Source organism: Pseudomonas sp. AE27, assembly GCF_037113495.1.
In the GTDB taxonomy this organism is placed as follows: Bacteria; Pseudomonadota; Gammaproteobacteria; order Pseudomonadales; family Pseudomonadaceae; genus Aquipseudomonas; species Aquipseudomonas palmensis.
Genome location: NZ_CP146966.1, coordinates 2,099,204 through 2,119,532, shown reverse-complemented (window position 1 = coordinate 2,119,532; position 20,329 = coordinate 2,099,204). Strand labels below are relative to the sequence as shown.

Annotated in this window: 18 protein-coding genes; 9 read left to right on the top strand and 9 right to left on the bottom strand. The window is 66.6% G+C overall.

The features are described from left to right. Positions 1-15 precede the first annotated feature (15 nt). From V9K84_RS09675 to V9K84_RS09655, 5 genes are all read left to right on the top strand, one after another. Positions 16-549 carry a spore coat U domain-containing protein gene (locus V9K84_RS09675; RefSeq protein ID WP_043863970.1) on the top strand — a complete coding sequence of 178 codons (534 nt, stop codon included), beginning with the start codon at positions 16-18 and terminating at the stop codon, positions 547-549. A gap of 3 nt (positions 550-552) precedes the next feature. After that, positions 553-1,050, top strand: a complete 498-nt coding sequence (locus V9K84_RS09670) for a spore coat U domain-containing protein (protein ID WP_043863969.1) — start codon at positions 553-555, stop codon at positions 1,048-1,050. A gap of 45 nt (positions 1,051-1,095) precedes the next feature. After that, positions 1,096-1,881: a molecular chaperone gene (locus V9K84_RS09665; protein ID WP_088515120.1), complete on the top strand. Its 786-nt coding sequence runs from the start codon at positions 1,096-1,098 to the stop codon at positions 1,879-1,881. Between the two features lie 168 nt (positions 1,882-2,049). Beyond that, positions 2,050-4,290, top strand: a complete 2,241-nt coding sequence (locus tag V9K84_RS09660; protein ID WP_338794408.1) for a fimbria/pilus outer membrane usher protein — start codon at positions 2,050-2,052, stop codon at positions 4,288-4,290. 47 nt (positions 4,291-4,337) lie between these two features. Beyond that, positions 4,338-5,276: a spore coat U domain-containing protein gene (locus V9K84_RS09655; protein ID WP_088515135.1), complete on the top strand. Its 939-nt coding sequence runs from the start codon at positions 4,338-4,340 to the stop codon at positions 5,274-5,276. On the opposite strand, the gene V9K84_RS09650 is transcribed toward V9K84_RS09655, so the two are convergent. Further along, positions 5,240-6,454: an MFS transporter gene (locus V9K84_RS09650; protein WP_078481709.1), complete on the bottom strand. Its 1,215-nt coding sequence runs from the start codon at positions 6,452-6,454 to the stop codon at positions 5,240-5,242. The genes V9K84_RS09655 and V9K84_RS09650 overlap by 37 nt on opposite strands. 95 nt (positions 6,455-6,549) lie before the next feature. On the opposite strand from V9K84_RS09650, the gene V9K84_RS09645 reads away from it, so the two are divergent. Further along, a complete protein-coding gene (locus V9K84_RS09645; RefSeq protein WP_088515119.1) occupies positions 6,550-7,005 on the top strand; it encodes a helix-turn-helix domain-containing protein in 456 nt (151 codons plus the stop codon). Between the two features lie 105 nt (positions 7,006-7,110). On the opposite strand, the gene V9K84_RS09640 is transcribed toward V9K84_RS09645, so the two are convergent. The 3 genes from V9K84_RS09640 to V9K84_RS09630 form a co-directional block, all read right to left on the bottom strand. Further along, positions 7,111-8,259, bottom strand: a complete 1,149-nt coding sequence (locus V9K84_RS09640; RefSeq protein WP_088515118.1) for a M14-type cytosolic carboxypeptidase — start codon at positions 8,257-8,259, stop codon at positions 7,111-7,113. Positions 8,260-8,307: 48 nt separating this feature from the next. Then, positions 8,308-8,820 carry a DUF4880 domain-containing protein gene (locus V9K84_RS09635; protein ID WP_043863965.1) on the bottom strand — a complete coding sequence of 171 codons (513 nt, stop codon included), beginning with the start codon at positions 8,818-8,820 and terminating at the stop codon, positions 8,308-8,310. A 435-nt stretch (positions 8,821-9,255) separates the two neighbouring features. Further along, complete coding sequence (locus tag V9K84_RS09630; protein WP_054914395.1) at positions 9,256-9,588, bottom strand: DUF3077 domain-containing protein; 333 nt, start codon at positions 9,586-9,588, stop codon at positions 9,256-9,258. 132 nt (positions 9,589-9,720) lie between these two features. Between V9K84_RS09630 and V9K84_RS09625 the strand changes: the two genes are divergently transcribed. Continuing rightward, positions 9,721-10,338 carry a S24 family peptidase gene (locus V9K84_RS09625; protein ID WP_063611980.1) on the top strand — a complete coding sequence of 206 codons (618 nt, stop codon included), beginning with the start codon at positions 9,721-9,723 and terminating at the stop codon, positions 10,336-10,338. A gap of 72 nt (positions 10,339-10,410) precedes the next feature. Here V9K84_RS09625 and V9K84_RS09620 read toward each other — a convergent pair whose 3' ends face one another. From V9K84_RS09620 to V9K84_RS09605, 4 genes are all read right to left on the bottom strand, one after another. Further along, complete coding sequence (locus V9K84_RS09620; protein ID WP_088515117.1) at positions 10,411-12,369, bottom strand: acetyl/propionyl/methylcrotonyl-CoA carboxylase subunit alpha; 1,959 nt, start codon at positions 12,367-12,369, stop codon at positions 10,411-10,413. Beyond that, positions 12,366-13,184 (bottom strand): gamma-carboxygeranoyl-CoA hydratase, encoded by an 819-nt coding sequence (locus V9K84_RS09615; RefSeq protein WP_043863961.1) that lies wholly within the window; start codon positions 13,182-13,184, stop codon positions 12,366-12,368. The genes V9K84_RS09620 and V9K84_RS09615 overlap by 4 nt, the downstream gene beginning before the upstream one ends. A gap of 3 nt (positions 13,185-13,187) precedes the next feature. Further along, complete coding sequence (locus V9K84_RS09610) at positions 13,188-14,792, bottom strand: carboxyl transferase domain-containing protein (RefSeq protein ID WP_043863960.1); 1,605 nt, start codon at positions 14,790-14,792, stop codon at positions 13,188-13,190. An 83-nt stretch (positions 14,793-14,875) separates the two neighbouring features. Next, positions 14,876-16,039 (bottom strand): isovaleryl-CoA dehydrogenase, encoded by a 1,164-nt coding sequence (locus V9K84_RS09605; RefSeq protein WP_043863959.1) that lies wholly within the window; start codon positions 16,037-16,039, stop codon positions 14,876-14,878. A gap of 204 nt (positions 16,040-16,243) precedes the next feature. On the opposite strand from V9K84_RS09605, the gene V9K84_RS09600 reads away from it, so the two are divergent. After that, positions 16,244-17,917, top strand: coding sequence for an AMP-binding protein (locus V9K84_RS09600; RefSeq protein ID WP_088515116.1), 1,674 nt, complete (start codon positions 16,244-16,246; stop codon positions 17,915-17,917). A 95-nt stretch (positions 17,918-18,012) separates the two neighbouring features. On the opposite strand, the gene V9K84_RS09595 is transcribed toward V9K84_RS09600, so the two are convergent. Next, positions 18,013-18,168, bottom strand: coding sequence for a hypothetical protein (locus V9K84_RS09595; RefSeq protein WP_167400188.1), 156 nt, complete (start codon positions 18,166-18,168; stop codon positions 18,013-18,015). Between the two features lie 142 nt (positions 18,169-18,310). Here V9K84_RS09595 and V9K84_RS09590 point away from each other — a divergent pair, with 142 nt between their 5' ends. Next, a complete protein-coding gene (locus V9K84_RS09590; RefSeq protein WP_088515115.1) occupies positions 18,311-20,317 on the top strand; it encodes an alpha-1,4-glucan--maltose-1-phosphate maltosyltransferase in 2,007 nt (668 codons plus the stop codon). The last annotated feature ends 12 nt before the right edge of the window (positions 20,318-20,329 follow it).

The following is a 20,329-nucleotide window of genomic DNA, read 5'->3' as shown; positions in this document are numbered from 1 at the left end:
AACAAGGAGTGACTCATGCATCCCAACGTCTCACGCATACTCTTCGCCGGGCTTGGCCTGGCCCTTGCCAGCCAGGCCCAGGCGGCCACGGTCACGGGCAATATCAACGCCACCCTGACCCTGACCGCGGCCTGTCAGGTGAACGGTTCGACCGCCACCACCGGGGTCAACTTCGGTAACCTGGATTTCGGCTCGCAGATTGCCCTGTTCACCGAGGCCAGCGCCCAGGTGATCGGCACCGGTGGTGGCGGCGCCATCAGCGTGCTGTGTTCGCCCGGTGCCACGCCGGTGGTGAAGGTGGGCGCAGGCGCGCATGACGCGGCCACCACCGGTGGCAGCCGCGCGCTGGCCATGGGCACCAACTACGTGCCCTATGACTTCTATACCGATGCCGGGCACACCAATCTGCTGGCAATCAACGGCACCATCACCCTCGCCACCAGCACCGGGGTGGCGCAGACCGTCAACCTGTACGGCCGCGCCGTGGGCAAGCCGTCGCTGCCGCCAGGGGTGTACACCGACACGGTGGCGGTCGAGCTGAGCTTCTAGGTCATGCGCCGGTTGCTCGGTGGCCTTGCGGTGCTGGCCTGGGCAGTGCCCATGCCGCTGGATGCCGCGCTCACCAGCACGCTTCAGGTCAGCGCAACGATTGCGGCAGGTTGCCTGGTGGTGGGCGGCGCCAGCAACTACGGCACCCTGGACTTCGGCACCCGTCCGGCGCTCGGCGCTGCCAGCGTGAACACCCAGCTGGCCGGCACCACGGTGACCCTGCAATGCACCCCCGGGGTGGCCCTGAAGATGAGCGTCGACGGTGGCCTGAACAACAACGGGGTACGCAACCTCAAGCGCACCAGCGGTACCTCGCTGGTGGCCTATCAGTTGTACCGCGACGCGGCCTTGTCCCAGGTGCTGGGCATCGGTCAGCTCGTGGCGGTCAGTTACAGCGATCCGACGGCGATCAAGCTGCCGGTGTATGCGCAAGCCCAGTTACCCGGCGTGTTGCCGGCGGGCACCTACACCGACGTGGTGCAAGTGGTGTTGTCCTGGTGAGTGCGCTCCCGGGGTTGTATCGGAACAAGCCAAAGGAGAGGGTGCATGGCGCTGTACGCACGTGGATGGCAAGGGATGGGCAAGTGGCTGCTGGTGGGCGCCTTGCTCGCCGCAGGGGGCGCCCAGGCGGCGACATCGGTGTTGATCTGGCCTATCGACCCGGTGCTGGAGGCCGACCAGAAGGCTGGGGCGTTGTGGTTGGAAAACCGTGGCACCACCCCGGCGAACCTGCAGGTCAGGGTGTTCGCCTGGCGCCAGGACGGGTATGACGACCAGTTCCAGCCCCAGCGCGAGATCATCGGCAGCCCGCCGGTGGCGACCATCAAGCCGGGTGAGAAACAGCTGATTCGCCTGACCCGCACCGGCCAGTCGCCGGCCGGCCAGGAACAGGCCTACCGCATCATCATCGACGAAATCCCACCCGCCCTGCCGGCCAGCGATGCGCAGACTTCCCAGGCGCAGATCCGCTTCCAGATGCGCTACTCGGTGCCATTGTTCGTCTACGGCCAGGGGCTGTGGAGCAAGCCGGACGCCGAGGGCAAGCGTGATGCAGCGGGCGTGGGCACGCCGTTGCTGAGCTGGCGACAGGTATCGCAGCAGGGCAAGCCCTTCGTCGAGATCCGCAACGTGGGGCCGGTGCATGCGCGCCTCACCGATGTGGTGATGCAGCAGGGCGCCCAGAGCAAGCCGCTGGTCGACGGCTTGCTGGGTTATGTACTGCCCGGCGCGAGCATGCGCTGGCCGGCACCTGCAGCAGCCTCGGCGGCCAGTGTGCTGAAAGGGCGCGTCAACGGGGCCGAGCCGCCCCAGACCATCAACCAGGGCCACTGAGCCCGGCGCCTCAAGGGCGCATGAAGATGGAGCAGGGGCCAGGGAGGACCCGGACATGGTGGGACGGCGTGCGTGAGTACTTCTCTGGCCTGCACCCGCAGCGTGACGCTGGCGGTGCTGCTGGCGGGCAGCGCGGTCGCAGGCGAACTGCCGCCACCCCCTGCGAGTATGGAGGCTGTCGCCGATGCGCCGTTGTACCTGGAACTGGTGGTCAACCAGATGAGCAGCGCTAGCGTGGTGCTGGTGCACCAGCGGGCCGGGCGCCTGTACATGGCCACCGCCGACCTGCAGGCGGCGGGCGTGCAACTGCCCGGGCAGCCCGGCCCGGAACTGGCGCTGGACGCCATCGATGGCTTGCACAGCGAGTACGACAGCCAGAACCAGCGGCTGCTGGTGCAGGTGCCGCCGGCGTGGCTGCCCAACCAGCGTATCGGCGAGCGCTCGCTGGGGCCGGCCGGCGAGGCGTTGAGCAGTTTCGGCGCCTTGCTCAACTACGATGCCTACTTCAACGACACCGATGAGGGGGGCACCTACCTGGCAGCCTGGAACGAACTGCGGGTGTTCGACAGCTGGGGCACCTTCTCCACCACCGGGCAGTGGCGCCAGCGCCTCGGCGGGGCAGGCTACGAAGGCGCCCAGGAAGGTTTTCGGCGGTACGACACCACCTGGCGCTACACCGACGAGGCGCGCCTGCTGACCTTCGAGGCCGGCGATGTGCTGACCGGCGCCTTGCCCTGGACCAGCTCGGTGCGGGTGGGCGGGGTGCAGCTGTCGCGGGACTTTGCCGTGCGCCCGGACCTGGTGACCTACCCCTTGCCGGCCTTCGCCGGTGAAGCCGCGGTGCCCTCGTCGGTGGACCTGTTCATCAATGGCTACAAGAGCGCCAGTGCCGACCTGCAGCCAGGCCCCTATACCCTGACCAACGTGCCGTTCATCAACGGTGCCGGCGAGGCGGTGGTGGTGACCACCGACGCCCTTGGCCGGCAGGTCTCGACCACGTTGCCGTTCTACGTCACCAGCAGCCTGCTGCAACAGGGGCTGGCGGACTTCTCGGTGGCGGCCGGCGCCCTGCGCCGCGACTATGCCGTGCGCGACTTTGCCTACGGCCCCGGCGTTGCGGCGGGCAGCCTGCGCTATGGCCTGACCGACTACTTCACGCTGGAAAGCCATGCCGAGGCGGCCGGGTCCCTGGGCCTGGGCGGGCTGGGCGGCAACCTGCGGGTGGGCAACTTCGGCGTGCTCAACACGGCGCTGAGCCAGAGCCGCTTCGAAGGTCGCAGTGGCCAGCAGTTGAGCCTGGGCTACCAGTACAACAACCGCTGGCTGGGCTTCAATTACCAGCGCCTGGAGCGTCATGGCGACTACGCCGACCTGTCGCTGGTCGACAGCCCGTATATCCGCCTCAGCCAGCGCAGCGAGCAGGTCACCCTGAGCCTCAACCTGCAACGCTATGGCAGCCTGGGGGCGGGCTACTTCGACGTGCGCGCCGCCGACAACTCGCGCACGCGCCTGCTCAACCTCAGCTGGAGCAAGCCGCTGTGGGGCAACAGCAGCCTGTACCTGTCGGCCAACCGCGACCTGGACGACAGCCAGTGGGCGGTGCAGGCGCAGCTGGTGGTGCCCTTCGACCTGCACGGCACGCTGGCCCTGAGCCTGGAGCGCAACCAGCAGGGCGAGAACCTGCAGCGGGTCAACTACAGCCGCGCCGTACCCGCCCAGGGCGGCGTGGGGTTCAACCTGGGCTATGCCGGTGGCGACCGTGAAACCTACCGTCAGGCCGACCTGACCTGGCGCCTTCAATCGGTGCAGTTGCAGGCCGGGGTGTACGGCAGCAGCGACAACATGACCCGCTGGGCAGACGCCAGCGGCTCGGTGGTGCTGATGGACGCCGGGGTGTTCGCGGCCAATCGCATCGACGACGCCTTCGTGCTGGTCAGCACCGAAGGCTTTGCCGATGTGCCGGTGCGCTACGAGAACCAGGTGGTGGGGCACACCGACAGCCAGGGGCACCTGCTGGTGCCCTACGGCAGCGGCTACTACCGCGGCAAGTACGAGATCGACCCGCTGGAACTGCCCCCCGATGTGCGCTCGCCGAATGTGGAGCAGCGCGTGGCGGTAAGGCGCGGCGCCGGCTACCTGCTGGAATTTCCGTTGCGCCGGGTACTGGCCGCCAGCGTGGTGCTGGTGGATGCCGGCAACAACGAACTGGCCGTGGGCAGCCAGGTACGCCACGAGCAGAGCGGCGCGCTGGCGGTGGTGGGCTGGGATGGCCTGGTGTACCTGGAGGACCTGAGCGAACACAACAGCCTGGTGGTGCAACTGGCCGGAGGCGGCAGTTGCCGGGTGCAGTTCGAGCTCAAGGCGCAGGCCGACCAGGTGCCGCTGATCGGCCCGCTGGTGTGCCAGTGAAGCGCCGGCTGACGGGGCTGCTTGCGCTGCTGGCACTGCTGGCCTGCATGCGCGCCCAGGCGCTGTGCCAGGTGCTGGCAACCACGCCGGCCACTTTCGGCCTGGTCAACTCCACCCTGATACGCACCACGGTGCAGACCACCACGGCGCCCAGTGCCGGCTTGAGCTGCACCGGTTCGCTGCTGACCCTGCTGCGTTCGGATGACTCCTTCAAGGCCACCTTCACCGCCAACAACGGCACCACCGGGCTGGTGGGCCCCACCGGCGACGTCATCCTCTACACGCTGTACGCCAACAACAGCACCAGCTACCCGATCACCCGGGGCCAGCCCTACGATTTTGCGCGCAACGGCATCATCGATGCCCTGGGCCTGCTCGGCGGCACCTCGCCCAAGACCGTGCCCATCTACCTGCGCACGCAAATGACCAGCAACGTGGCGGCCGGCCTGTACCAGGAGACGTTCACCGTGGCCTGGAGCATCGACTATTGCTGGGGGCTGGGTCTGGGCAGCTCCTGCCTGGGGCGGCAGGTGCTCAACGCCACTACCACCCTGACCATCAACCTGACCGTCACCAACGACTGCCAGATCAGCTCGCCCAACATCGTGTTCGGCAGCGCGCCGGTGGTCAGCGGGTTCGCCACGGTGAGCCAGAACGTCAACCTGGCCTGTACCAAGGGCAGTGCCTACACGGTGGGGCTGGATGACGGGCAGAACGTGGCAGGCGGGCGTCGGCGCATGAAATCCAGCGCCGGCAACTACCTGGCCTATGACATCTTCAAGAGTGGCGGGGGCGTGCGCTGGGGCAGCCTGAGCAGTGCGCGGCGCGCCAGCAGCGACGCCGACATCAACCCGGGCAACGGCAATGGCAGTGGCAGCGCGGCCGGCAGCCAGGTGTTCAACTACAACGCCAGGGTCTACACCGACCAGGCCACGCCGCCGGCCGGCGACTACCTGGACAGCGTGATACTCGACGTGCAGTTCTGAGCCGGCTGGCGCACGGTGCGCCACCAGTACCCCAGTGCCAGCACATTCAACCCCGCGCCCAGCACGCATACCAGCAGCCAGCCGCCCCAGGCGTAGGCCAGCGTCGAGGCCAGCGAGCCCAGTGCACTGCCGATGGAGTAGAACAGCATGTAGGCGGCGGTGAGCCGGCTGTGGGTATCGGCCGGCAGGCGGTAGATCAGGCTCTGGCTGGCCACGTGCAGCGCCTGCAGGCCCAGGTCGAACACCACCACCCCCAGCAGCAGTGCCCACAGCGATTGCTGGGTGAGGGCGATGGCGCCCCATGAACCGATCATCAGCAGCAGCGAGAGGCCGCTGACCCGTTGCCCCAGGCCACGGTCGGCCAGCCCGCCGGCACGCGCGGCGGCCAGCGCCCCGGCAGCACCGGCCAGGCCGAACAAGCCCACCTCGGTTGCCGACAACGACAGCGGCGGGGCGCTCAGGGGCAGTACCAGCGGGGTCCACAGCACCATGGCCGAGGCGAAGCTGAGCATTGCCAGCAGGGCGCGCTGGCGCAGCACCGGCTGCTCGCGCACCAGTTGCCACAACGACACCAGCAGCGCGCCGTAGCCAGTGTTGGGGCGCGCAGCCGTGTGTGCGGGCAGCACGCGCCACAGCAGCAGGGTCATCAGCAGGGTCAGCGCTGCCGACAGGGCGTAGATCGAGCGCCAGCCGGCCAGATCGGCCATCGCCCCGGACAGGGTGCGGGCCAGCAGGATGCCGATCACGATACCGCTGGTGACCATGCCCACCACATGCCCGCGTTCGGTGTCGGCCGATACGCTGGCGGCATGCGCCACCAGCAGTTGCGCCACCACCGCCAACAGGCCGGTCAGGGCCATGCCGACAAACAGCCAGGCGCTGCTGGTGGCCAGCGCGATCATCAGCAGGGCCAGCACCGACAGCAGCGACTGCAGCACGATCAGCCGGCGCCGCTCGAACAGGTCGCCCAGAGGCACCAGCAGTATCAGGCCCAGGCCGTAGCCCACCTGGGTCAGGGTCACCACCAGCCCCACCAGCGCCGGGTCGATGGCGAAGTCGCGGGCCATCGCGTCCAGCAGTGGCTGGGCGTAATACACGTTGGCCACCGCCAGTGCGCAGGCGACGGAGAACAGCAGGGCGAGCCACGGCGAAAGCCGGGGCGCAGGGGAGGCGGGCATGGCGATATCCTATGTGGTTGCATAATGAAACTGGTTGTATGCTGAGAGGACCGGTTTTATATTGCAACTACTTTTTCAGCCTGCCGAGAGCGACCATGGTTCAGCGTACCCGCCTGCAAGATGCCGAATGCCCGGTGGCCCGGTCACTGGACGCGATCGGTGACTGGTGGTCGCTGTTGATCGTGCGTGATGCGTTTGATGGCTTGCGCCGCTTTGGCGAGTTCCAGCGCAACCTGGGCATGGCCAAGAACATTTTGGCCTCGCGCTTGCGCCAGTTGGTGGAGCACCGGATTCTGGAGCTGGTGCCGGCGTCGGATGGCAGCGTGTACCAGGAGTACGTGCTGACCGAGAAGGGGCGCGGGTTGTTTCCCTTGATCGTGGGGCTGCGCCAGTGGGGCGAGGCGTTTTTCTACCAGCCTGGCGAGGCGCATTCGGTGCTGGTGGACCGCCAGAGCGGGGCGCCCGTGGGCCCGCTGCAGCTGCGAGCGGCGGATGGGCGGGTGCTGGGGCCGGATGATTGCGTGCGGGTGGCGGGGCCGCCGCCGGCCTGACCTGCCTCATCGCGGGTCAGGCCGCTCCCACAGGGCACTGCAAGCCTTGTGGGAGCGGGCTTGACCCGCGATGGGGAGCGCTGCGGGGCGACGGTGTGCCAGCCCCTAGCGCAGCGCTGCGACCAGCTTCGCCAAGGTGTCGATCACCGCGCTGCCCAGCGCCTTGGAGCGTTCACCCGACCAGCCGGTCACCGCATCGGGCGCGTCGTCGTGATCCTTGAACGGCATCTCCAGGGTCAGCGACAGGCAGTCATGCGCCTGGCCCACCGCATTGCATGCCAGGGTCATGTTGGCCTGCCCAGGCTTGCTGCGCGGGTAGCCGTGGGTGGTCTGGAAGTCCCGGGTCACGCTGCACAGGGTGCTGCGAAAACGCTCCTCCAGTGCCGCGATCCGATCCGTGTAGCCCGGGTTGCCTTCGCACCCGGCCGTGAACACATGGGGTATTTCCTCATCGCCATGGGCATCCAGGAACAGGTCCACGCCATACAGCTTCATCTGCTGCTGGGCGAACAGCACCTCAGGGGTGTGTTCGATGTTCGCATCCTGCCAGGCGCGGTTGAGGTCCTTGCCCCTGGCATTGGTGCGCAGGTGCCCGGCAGCGGCACCGTCCGGGTTCATGTTGGGGATCAGGTACAGGTCGGCGACCGCCAGCAGGGCCTGCACTGTGGCATCGTTGCCCTGTATGCGGTCGATCACGCCCTCCATGAACCACTCGGCCATGTGCTCGCCGGGGTGCTGCTGGGCGATGATCCACAGCTTGCGCTTGCCCGCGCCCCCGTCGCCCGCCCGCAGCAACGGGATATCGCGCCCTTCGACGCTGCGCCCGGTGGCCAGCAGTTCGACGCCCGGCAAGGCGCTGGCGCGTTCGATCAGCTGATTGTGCCGCGCGCGCGGGTAGGGCTCGAAGTAGGCGAACCAGGTCTGTGTTTCGCGGGGCTCAAGGCTGAAGTGCAGGGCCTTGCCGTCGTAGCGGGTCGGCACGCGAAACCAGTTCTGCTGGTCGTAGGACGCTACCGCCTGGTAGCCCTCCCATGCGGCGCTATAGGACGACTGGCTGGCGTTGTCCAGGCTGAAGGCGTGGGTATGCCCGGGCGTCAGCCCGCTGGCCTTGAAGTGAAACCACTGGAAATGCCCGCTGTGGGTGTCGGGGCGGATGTTCAGGTGAATCCGGGACGGGTTGCCGGCATCGACGAGCAGGATGTTGCCGGCATCGAATGCGCAATCGATGCTAACGGGGGACAGCGTCACGGTCATGGCCAGGCTCCGGTAGAGTTGTTGTGCCAACCACTCTACACCCCTGGATCACGACCAGAAACCGATCGCCAGCGCCGCTGCCAACCCCAGGCCGAGCGCCACCGAGCAGCCTCCCAGCGAAACACCGGCCCAGGCCTGGCGATACCAGTGCCCATCGCCCAGTTGCCGGGCCGGTGCCAGCAGGTTGCGCCAGCGCAGTTCGGTGGCATGGAACGCATGCAGGTGTTCGGGGGCGGCATCCAGCCAGCGGCGAAAGTCGATGCGCTCGCTGGCGGTGATGTCCGGGCTCTGCAGGCGCACATACCATTGTGCCGCCGCAGTGCTGGAGGCGCTGCGCACCGGCAGGGCGGCCTGCAGTACCTGGCCCATGTGCCGTTCCACGGTCGGTGCGCCGATATCCAGGCGCTGGGCGATGGCGGCGAACGACAGTTGATCGAGGCGATTGAGCAGGAACACCTGCTGTACCCGGCGTGGCAGCTTTTTCAGGCGCACGAGCAGGGCATCTTCGCCGAGGTCGGCGCTATCGTGATGGTGTTCAAGGGGCAGCAACAGACGGGTCATGTACGAGCTCCTTGCAGAAAGAAACGACTGAAGAGAAGGGGGCGTCTTCCCTGACGCTGCGACAGCTTAATCTACATGAGATTGATTCTCAAGTGCTGAATCGGCAAAGGCTTGCCTCGGGGTTACATATCGAGACATACATTTGCTATCATCGCTGCCATTCAAGCACCACCCGCCTTCATTAGCCTGAAGAGCCAAAAAAAAAGACCCGGCAAAAAGCCGGGTCAAAAACCGTGATTAGCCTGATGAGGAGATAATCTGAGAGTCCGACCTAAGGGCTTTCAGTTATCCAACCAGTCTCGCGACCAGTTGTTTGCAATAATAATCGTTCTCATTTTCAAGTCAAATGAATTTTCTGTTATCCAGCAAAAAATTCCGCATCGCTGTGCCTGGTCGTTGAACCACGGCCTGCCCCACCGCCGTTCCCGTTGCCCATCATCCCTCCCTTGATTGAAGCTCCTGCCGCCTGGCCTGTTCCGCGAGGCTGCGGTCCAGCAGCGCCCTGGCCATGTTGATCATGTGCATCACCGAGAAGGCCATGTCCCGTGAGTTGCCCTTGAGGTTGTCGGCCGACTCGTAGGCGCTGGCCGCGGCGCAGCGCAGCATGCTCGAGGCGTGTTCGGTGGCCGCTTCGGCCGAGAGGTCCTGGCGGGCGATGAACAGCTGGTCGTCCGTGTGGCTGACCGTAGATGGGGTAGGGTTGAGGTAATAGTCCAGTGCGCGGCGTGCCGCTTCGCTGTCCAGGTCGTTGAAAGGGGGTGGGGTCATGGGGCTGCCTTCCTTGTGGTGAGTAGGAAAAGATTACCCTTCAATCCTAAGTACATGTTGTATTGTATTCCATCGCTTAAATACTACAGAGTATGTATTGAGTCGCTGCTGTCAGTCCGTATCGTGCCAGCGATGAAAAAATGGAATGAACTGGCGAAAGCCAGAATGCGCGAGCTGGGCCTCACGCAGGAGAAACTGGCCGAACGCCTCGGGGTGACCCAAGGTGGCGTTGGCCATTGGATTCGGGGAAGGAACAACCCACCGCTGGCCACCATCGACGAGATCCTGCGGATACTGGGCATGGGGCGCATGGGCGTGGTCTGCGACGACGCCGTCGCGGAGCCGTCCGGGGTCTATGCCACACCGGCGCTGGGTGCATTCCGCTACCCGCTGTCGGACTGGGAGCACCTGGCCGAGCCTGTCGAAGGCGCGCCGACCGTGCTCAGCGACCACCTGGCCGATGGCCCGTGCTACTGGCTGACGGTGGAAGGTGACGCGATGAATTCGCCCATGGGCCTGAGCGTGCCGGCGGGCATGATGGTGCTGGTGGACAGCGGTCGAATTGCCGAGATCGGCGCGCTGGTGATCGCGCGCCTGCCCGGCAATCCTGTCGCGGTGTTTCGCCAGCTGGTCGAGGAGGGTGGTCAGCGGTACTTGCAGCCGCTCAATCCCACCTGGCCCAAACTGACGTGGGAGGAGGGCACCGAGGTGCTCGGTGTGGTGGTGCAGGCGTCTATCCGGCTGGGCTGAAAAGCGTCGCTGGCAAGCCGGCACCCACAGGGTTTCGTGGCGCCCACAAAACCCTGTGCAGGTGCAGCGTCGTCAGCCTTCCTGAACCTCCAGCTCCACCAGCGCGGCCCCTTCGCTGACCATCTCGCCTTCCTGGCAATACAGCGCCTTGACCGTCCCGGCCTGGGGTGCGCGGATGCTGTGCTCCATCTTCATGGCCTCCAGCACCACCAGTTGCGTGCCAGCCTCGACCACCTGACCGACCTCCACCAGTACCCGCACGATGCTGCCGTTCATGGGCGCACTCATGCCGCCCTGGTGCGCATGGCCGGCGTCCGCCTCGGCAATCGGGTCGAAAGCGCTTACCCCGTGCAGCTCGCCATCCCACTCCAGATACAGCGTTTGCCCACGGCGCACGGCCAGGTGCCTGCGCCGCACGCCTTCGTGCTCGATCACCAGGTGCTCGCCGTCCATGCGCGCGGACACCGACCCGGGGTTCAGGTTCAGTGCCCGGTCTTCGCCATTGCAGCGCAGGTGCAGGGCGGTCTGCGCCGGTACGCCCGGCCTGAAACCGGTGGCGGTTGCCCACGGCGAGTGCCGGTCATCAGCGCGCACGCAGGCGGGGCGCGATTGCTGGAAGGCCTGCCCGGCAGCCTGCCAGAACGCTGTCGGCAACGCGACGGGGGCGGGCAGCAGTTGATCCTGATAGCGCGGGATGAACCCGGTATCCAGTTCGGCCTCGGCAAAGGCGCGGTGGGCCAGGATGCGGCGCAGGAAGGCGATGTTGGTCTTAAGGCCGCCAATGGCGAAGCTGTCGAGCATCGCCAGCAGGCGCAGGCGTGCCTGTTCCCGGTTCTCGCCCCAGGCAATCAGCTTGCCCAGCATCGGGTCGTAGAACGGCGAGATGCTGTCACCTTCGCACACGCCGCTGTCGACCCGGCGCCCTTCGCCCGGCGCCGACTCGCGGTACAGCGCCAGGTGCCCGGTGGCCGGCAGAAAGTCGTTGGCCGGGTCCTCGGCGTACAGGCGTACCTCGATGGCATGCCCGTGCAGCGGCACCTGATCCTGCGTCAGCGGCAGCGCCTCGCCGCACGCCACGCGGATCTGCCAGGCCACCAGGTCCAGGCCGGTGATCGCCTCGGTCACCGGGTGCTCCACCTGCAGGCGGGTGTTCATTTCCATGAAGAAGAATTCGCCACGGGCATCGAGCAGGAACTCGACCGTGCCTGCGCCCACATAGCCGATGGCCTGGGCCGCACGTACCGCCGCCTCGCCCATGGCCTGGCGCTGCGCCGGGCTCAGGCCGGGGGCCGGGGCTTCCTCGACCACCTTCTGGTGACGACGCTGGATCGAGCAGTCGCGCTCGTTCAGGTACAGGCAGTTGCCATGCTGGTCGGCGAACACCTGGATCTCGACGTGACGCGGCTTGAGCACGTACTTTTCGACCAGCATGCGTGCATCGCCGAACGACGACAGCGCTTCACGCTGGGCCGAGGCCAGGGCTTCACCCAGCTGGCTTTCCTGCTCGACCACCTTCATGCCCTTGCCACCGCCACCGGCGGTGGCCTTGAGCAGTACGGGGTAGCCGATGCGCTGGGCGGCCGCGCGGAAGGTCTCCAGGTCCTGGGCTTCGCCGTGGTAGCCAGGCACCAGCGGTACCCCGGCCACTTCCATCAGCGCCTTGGCCGCCGACTTGCTGCCCATCGCGTCGATGGCACTGGCCGGCGGGCCGAGGAAGATCAGCCCGGCCTCTTCGATGGCCCGGGCAAAGCCTGCGTTCTCCGACAGAAAGCCGTAGCCCGGGTGTATCGCCTGGGCGCCGCTGGCCTTGGCCGCGGCAATCAGCCTGGGGATGTCCAGGTAGCTCTCGGCCGCCTTGGCGCCACCCAGGTCAACCCGGATATCCGCTTCGCGGCTGTGCCGCGCATCGCGGTCGATGGCGCTGTGCACGGCCACGGTGGTCAGGCCCATGGCCTTGGCGGTGCGCATCACGCGGCAGGCGATCTCGCCACGGTTGGCGACCAGCAGGGTGGTCAGCAGAGGGCGGCTCATGGGCGTGGCTCCTTGTCCGAAGCGGGGGTTTGCCAGGCTGGCGTGCGTTTTTCGAGGAAGGCGCGCAGGCCCTCCTGGCCTTCGGCGCTCACGCGGATACGCGCAATGGCGCCTTCACAGTAGCGGCGCAGGGCAGGGGTGAGCTCACCATTGCCCACTTCGCGCAGCAGCTCCTTGCTGGCGCACATGGCCTGCGGGCTGTTGAGCAGCAGGTTGTCGACCCAGCGCTCGACCTCGGCATCCAGCTGCGCGGCCGGGCAGGTTTCGGCCAGCAGGCCCAGTTCGCGGGCCCGCTCGCCGCTGAAGCGTTCGGCGGTCAGGGCATAGCGGCGGGTGGCGCGCTCGCCCATGGCCTGTACCACGAACGGGCTGATCACCGCCGGCGCCAGGCCGATGCGCACTTCCGACAGGCACAGCTGCGCGTCGTCGGCACCGATGGCCATGTCGCAGCAACTGATCAGCCCCACGGCACCGCCGAAGGCTGCGCCCTGGACCACCGCCAGGGTCGGCACCTTGAGCCGCGCCAGGTTGTACATCAGCTCGGCCAGCTCGCGGGCGTCGTCCAGGTTGGTGTTGTAGTCCAGCTGCGCCGACTGCTGCATCCAGGCAAGGTCGGCGCCGGCACTGAAGTGCCGGCCGCGCCCGCGCAGCACCATGAAGCGCAGGCTGGCGTCGTTGCCGATCTGGTCGATGGCGATGATCAGTTCGCGGATCATCTGCGCGTTGAAGGCGTTGTTCTTGGCCTCGCGGCTCAGCCACAGGGTGGCGAAGCCGCGCGGGTCGCGAATCAGTTCAAGGGTAGAGAAGTCGCTCATCGGTCACATCCGGAAAATGCCGAAACGGCTCGGTTCGATCGGGGCATTGAGGGCTGCCGAGAGGGCCAGGCCGAGAATCTCGCGGGTTTGCGCAGGGTCGATGACGCCGTCGTCCCACAGCCTTGCGCTGGAATAGTAGGGGTGGCCCTGGTGTTCGTACTGGTCCAGGATCGGCTGCTTGAGCTGCGCCTCGTCCTGCGGGCTGAAAACCTGGCCGCTGCGCTCGCTCTGTTCGCGCTTGACCTGGGCCAGCACGCCTGCGGCCTGTTCGGCGCCCATCACGCCGATGCGCGCGTTGGGCCACATCCACAGAAAGCGCGGATCGTAGGCACGCCCGCACATGCCATAGTTGCCGGCACCGAAGCTGCCGCCGATGATCACGGTGAACTTGGGCACCTGGGCACAGGCCACTGCGGTCACCAGCTTGGCGCCATGCTTGGCGATGCCGCCGGCCTCGTACTTCTGGCCCACCATGAAGCCGGTGATGTTCTGCAGGAACAGCAGCGGGATGCCGCGCTGGCAGGCCAGCTCGATGAAGTGCGCGCCTTTCTGCGCGGCCTCGGCGAACAGGATGCCGTTGTTGGCCAGAATCGCCACCGGGTAGCCGTGCAGGTGGGCAAAGCCGCACACCAGCGTGGTACCGAACAGCGCCTTGAACTCGTCGAACAGCGAGCCGTCCACCAGGCGCGCGATCACCTCGCGCACATCGAACGGCTGCTTGGCATCGGCCGGCACCACGCCGTACAGCTCGTCGGCTGCGTACAGCGGGGCGATCGGGGTGCGCACCTGCAGCTGGCCCAGCTTGCGCCAGTTGAGGTTGGCCACGCAGCGCCGGGCGATGGCCAGGGCGTGTTCGTCGTTGTCGGCATAGTGGTCGGCCACGCCGCTGACCTTGCAGTGCACGTCGGCACCGCCCAGGTCTTCGGCGCTGACCACCTCGCCGGTGGCGGCTTTGACCAGCGGCGGGCCGGCCAGGAAGATGGTGGCCTGCTGGCGCACCATGATCGCCTCGTCGGCCATGGCCGGCACGTAGGCACCGCCGGCGGTGCACGAGCCCATCACCACGGCGATCTGCGGGATGCCCTGGGCGCTCATGGTGGCCTGGTTGAAGAAGATGCGGCCGAAGTGCTCGCGGTCGGGGAACACCTCGTCCTGGCGCGGCAGGTTGGCGCCGCCAGAGTCCACCAGGTACACGCAGGGCAGGCGGTTCTGCTGGGCGATGGTCTGGGCGCGCAGGTGCTTCTTGACGGTCAGCGGGTAGTACGAGCCGCCTTTGACGGTGGCGTCGTTGGCCACGATCATGCACTCCACGCCCTCGATGCGGCCGATGCCGGCGATCACGCCGGCGGCAGGCACGTCTTCGCCGTACACCTCGTGGGCGGCCAGCTGGCCGATCTCCAGAAACGGCGAACCCGGGTCGAGCAGGCGGTCGATGCGGTCGCGCGGCAGCAACTTGCCGCGTGAGGTGTGGCGCTCCTGGGCTTTGGGCCCGCCGCCCTGGTGCACGCTGGCGAGCAGGTCACGCAGGCCTTGCACCTGTTCGAGCATGGCCGCGCTGTTGAGCGCGAATTCGGGCGCGCGGGGGTTCAACTGAGACTTCAGAATCATCGTGGCTCCTGGCGCAGCTTCAAGCGGCAAGCTCCAAGCTGCAAGAGTGGGTCTGCGTTATGGCGGCGTTGCCGCTGAGCGCCTCAGCGCGTCTCGTTGAACAGCTCGCGACCGATCAGCATGCGCCGGATCTCGCTGGTGCCGGCGCCGATCTCGTACAGCTTGGCGTCGCGCAGCAGGCGGCCTGCGGGGAACTCGTTGATGTAGCCGTTGCCGCCCAGAATCTGGATTGCCTCGAGGGCCATCTGGGTGGCGCGCTCGGCGGTATAGAGGATCACCCCGGCGGCGTCCTTGCGGGTGGTCTCGGCGCGATCACAGGCCTGGGCCACGGCATACAGGTAGGCGCGGCTGGCATTGAGCTGGGTGTACATGTCGGCGATCTTGCCCTGGATCAGCTGGAACTCGCCGATGCTCTGGCCGAACTGCTTGCGGTCGTGGATGTAGGGCACCACCAGGTCCATGCACGCCTGCATGATCCCGGTAGGGCCGCCGGAGAGCACCACACGCTCGTAGTCCAGGCCGCTCATCAGCACCTTCACGCCACCGTTGAGCTGGCCGAGGATGTTCTCCTGGGGCACCTCGACGTTGTCGAAGAACAGCTCGCAGGTGTTGGAACCGCGCATGCCCAGCTTGTCGAACTTGTTGCTGCGGCTGAAGCCGGCCCAGTCGCGCTCGACGATGAACGCGGTGATGCCGTGGGGGCCCTTTTCCAGGTCGGTCTTGGCGTAGATCACGTAGGTGTTGGCGTCGGGGCCGTTGGTGATCCAGGTCTTGCTGCCGTTGAGCACGAAGCGGTCGCCGCGCTGTTCGGCACGCAGTTTCATCGACACCACGTCGGAGCCGGCGTTGGGCTCGCTCATGGCCAGGGCGCCGATGTGCTCGCCGCTGATCAGCTTGGGCAGGTATTTGGCTTTCTGTTCGGCGGTGCCGTTGCGGTTGATCTGGTTGACGCAGAGGTTGGAGTGGGCGCCGTAGGAGAGCGCGACCGAGGCCGAGCCGCGGCTGATTTCTTCCATGGCCACCACGTGGGCCAGGTAGCCCAGGCCCGCGCCGCCGTATTCTTCGCTGACGGTGATGCCCAGCAGGCCCATGTCGCCGAACTTGCGCCACATGTCGGCGGGGAACAGGTTGTCCTGGTCGATCTGCGCCGCACGCGGGGCCAGCTCGGCTGCGACGAACGCCTGCACCTGGTCGCGGAGCATGTCGATGGTTTCGCCCAGGGCGAAGTTCAGGGTCGGATAACGCATGCTGGCACCTTTCTTGTCGATTGTTCTTTGAGTGGCGTGGTGGTTGACCCGCGATCAAGGCGCTGCGATCTGTCACCTTTACGTTAACGTAAACCCCACGCCGAACACTGTCAATCTCCCCATGACCTTTACGTTAACGTTAATTTGCGCCACATTAGGTCTCGCGTGAATCAGCACCCACAACAATCACAATACGGGGTCGTCATGAATCAACCGAGCTACACCCAGGGTCGCCAGGACAAACCGCTGCTGGCCATGACCATCGGCCAGGCCCTGGACAACACCGTGGAGCGCTTTGCCGAGCGCGAGGCACTGGTGGTACGCCACCAGCAACTGCGCTACAGCTGGCGCGAACTGGCCGACAGCATCGACCTGCATGCCCGCGCCCTGATGGCGCTGGGCCTGAAGACCGGCGACCGCCTGGGTATCTGGGCGCCCAACTGCGCGCAGTGGTGCATCGCCCAGTTCGCCACCGCCAAAATCGGCGTGATCCTGGTCAACATCAACCCGGCCTACCGCACCAGCGAACTGGAATACGTGCTGCGCCAGTCTGCCTGCCAGTGGCTGATCTGCGCCGGCACCTTCAAGACCTCCGACTACCATGCCATGCTCGGCGAACTGCTGCCGGAGCTGGCGCACCAGGCGCCAGGCCAGCTCAATGGCGAGCGCCTGCCCGACCTGCGCGGGCTGATCAGCCTCGACGACGCGCCGCCGGGCGGCTTCCTGCCGTGGGCGGCGCTGGCCGGCATGGCCGAGCAGGTCGCCCCGGCCGAGTACCAGCAGCGCCAGCAGAGCCTGCAGTTCGACCAGCCGGTGAACATCCAGTACACCTCCGGCACCACGGGCTTTCCCAAGGGCGCGACCCTGAGCCACTACAACATCCTCAACAACGGCTACATGGTCGGCGAGAGCCTGGGCCTGACCGAGCATGACCGCATGGTGATCCCGGTGCCGCTGTACCACTGCTTCGGCATGGTCATGGGCAACCTGGGCTGCATCACCCACGGCACCACCATGATCTACCCCAACGACGCCTTCGACCCGCTGCTGACCCTCGAGGGCGTGGCCCGCGAGCGCGCCACCGTGCTGTACGGGGTGCCGACCATGTTCATCGCGCTGCTCGACCAGCCGCAGCGCGGCGACTACGACCTGAGCAGCCTGCGCACCGGCATCATGGCCGGCGCCACCTGCCCGATCGAAGTGATGCGTCGGGTGATCGACCAGTTGCACATGGGCGAGGTGCAGATCGCCTACGGCATGACCGAGACCAGCCCGGTGTCGCTGCAGACCGGCCCGGACGACGAGCTGGAGCTGCGCGTGACCACGGTGGGGCGCACCCAGCCGCAGCTGGAGAGCAAGATCGTCGACGAACACGGCTGCATCGTGCCGCGTGGCACCATCGGCGAGCTGTGCACCCGCGGCTACAGCGTGATGCTGGGCTACTGGGGCAACCCGGCGGCCACCAGCGAGGCGATCGACCCGGCGGGCTGGATGCACACCGGCGACTTGGCGAGCATGGACGAGCAGGGCTACGTGTGCATTGCCGGGCGCAACAAGGACATGATCATTCGCGGTGGCGAGAACATCTACCCGCGCGAGCTGGAGGAGTTCTTCTTTACCCACCCGTCGGTGGCGGACGTGCAGGTGATCGGCATTCCGGATGAGCGTTACGGCGAGGAGATCGTGGCGTGGATCAAGCTGCACCCTGGGCACAGCGCCACCGATGGGGAGCTGCAGGCCTGGTGCAAGAGCCGCATCGCGCACTTCAAGACGCCGCGACATTTTCGTTTCGTCGAGGAGTTTCCGATGACGGTGACCGGCAAGATCCAGAAGTTTCGCATGCGCGAGATTAGCATCGAGGAGTTGTGCAATCGCTGACATCGCATCGCCGGCAACGCCGGCTCCTACAGGTCGGCGCGTTTACTGTAGGAGCCGGCGTTGCCGGCGAAAGCAGCACCACCGTGCAACCCCGTCTACGCTTGCACCTTCACCGGCGGCTCTTCACTGGGCGGATCGCCCACGGGCTCCTGCTCCTTGGGCGGCTCGGGCTCCTTCTCGGGCACCGGTGGTGGCAGATTGGGGTCATCGATATTCGGATCGGGCGTTTCAGCAGGAATAGGAATATTCATGGGCCGAACCTCACATAAAGGGCTGTTCAAAGGCTGACCCATTCTTCGACCGTGGCCGCGCCGCATCGCTCATTTTTTATTGAACCCCCACGCCTGCCATTGCTCTGAACCTTACCGTCACAGCGTAACGGAGCGATGTTCGATGACCCGCGATGAGCCTTTCAGCACCGATGAAACCAGCGAGCACACCCTGACCCTGGCCAGGGCGCTGCTGCTGCCGCGCATAGTGATCGAGAACACCGAGCCTGTGCTCGACGCCGGCCAGCATGCGGTCAAGGGCACCGTGGGCGAACAGGTCACCGTTACCAGCAAGGTCTTCGCCGACGGCCACGACGTGCTGGCCGTGCGCCTGAGCTGGCGCCGCCTGCAGCACCCCAACTGGCACGAAGTGCCCATGACGCTGCTGGGCAACGACAGCTGGGAGGGGCGCTTCACGGTCAGCGAGGTGGGCCGCCACCTGTTCATGATCGAGGCCTGGATCGACCAGTACGCCAGCTACTGCTACGAGCTGGAGAAGAAATTCGCCGCCGGCGTCGACGTAGGCCTGGAGCTGGAGGAAGGCCGCCGCCACCTGATGCAGAGCGCCGAGCGCAGCAGCGAGCCGCTGCGTGCGCAACTGGAGGCGGTGGCCCTGCAACTGGCCAGCCTGCCTGCCCAGGCCGGTGTCGAGCTGCTGCTGCACGACGACACCCGCGCCCTGATGGGCCGCGCCGACCACCGTGCCTACCTCAGCCGCAGCGCCGAGTTCCCCCTTGAGGTGGAGCGCGAGCGCGCACGCTTTGCCAGCTGGTACGAGCTGTTCCCGCGTTCGGTCACCGACGACCCGGCCCGCCACGGCACCTTCAACGACGTGCATCAGCGCCTGCCGATGATCCGCGACATGGGCTTTGACGTGCTGTACTTCCCGCCCATCCACCCCATCGGCACCCAGCACCGCAAGGGCCGCAACAATGCCTTGCAGGCCGGCCCCGACGACCCCGGCAGCCCCTACGCCATCGGCAGCGCCGACGGCGGGCACGAGGCCATCCACCCGCAGCTGGGCAGCCGCGAAGACTTCCGCCGGCTGGTGGCCGCCGCCGCCGAGCATGGTCTGGAAATCGCCCTGGACTTCGCCATCCAGTGCTCCCAGGACCACCCCTGGCTCACCGAGCACCCGGGCTGGTTCAGCTGGCGCCCCGACGGCACCATCCGCTATGCCGAGAACCCACCGAAAAAATACCAGGACATCGTCAACGTCGACTTCTATGCCGCCGACGCGGTGCCCGCCCTGTGGCTGGCCCTGCGCGACGTGGTGCTGGGCTGGGTGCAGGAGGGCGTGACCCAGTTTCGCGTGGACAACCCGCACACCAAGCCGCTGCCGTTCTGGGAGTGGCTGATCGCCAACGTGCGCAGCCAGCACCCGCAGGTGATCTTCCTCGCCGAGGCCTTCACCAAGCCGGCGATGATGGCGCGCCTGGGCAAGGTCGGCTATTCGCAGAGCTATACCTACTTCACCTGGCGCAACACCAAGGCCGAGCTGCAACAGTACTTCAGCGAACTCAACCAGCCGCCGTGGTCGTACTGCTACCGCCCCAACTTCTTCGTCAACACGCCGGACATCAACCCGTTCTTCCTGCACGACTCCGGCCGCCCGGGCTTTCTGATTCGCGCAGCGCTGGCCACCATGGGCTCGGGCCTGTGGGGCATGTATTCGGGGTTCGAGCTGTGCGAGGCGGCGGCGATACCGGGCAAGGAGGAATACCTGGACTCGGAGAAGTACGAGATCCGCCCGCGCGACTACACCCAGCCCGGCAACATCATTGCCGAGATCGCCCAGCTCAACCGCATCCGCCGCCAGCACCCGGCCCTGCAGACCCACCTGGGCATCCGCTTCTACAACGCCTGGAACGACAACATCCTGTACTTCGCCAAGGGCGATCCGGCCAGCGGCAGCCTGATCCTGGTGGCCGTCAGCCTCGACCCGCACAACGCCCAGGAGGCGCACTTCGAGTTGCCGCTGTGGGAGCTGGGCCTGGAGGACGACGCCGAAACCTTCGGCGAAGACCTGATGAGCGGCCATCGCTGGAGCTGGTACGGCAAGACCCAGTGGATGCGCATCGAACCCTGGCACCAGCCGTTCGGCATCTGGCGCATCACCCCGGCCCGCTAGCCCCCCGCCAAC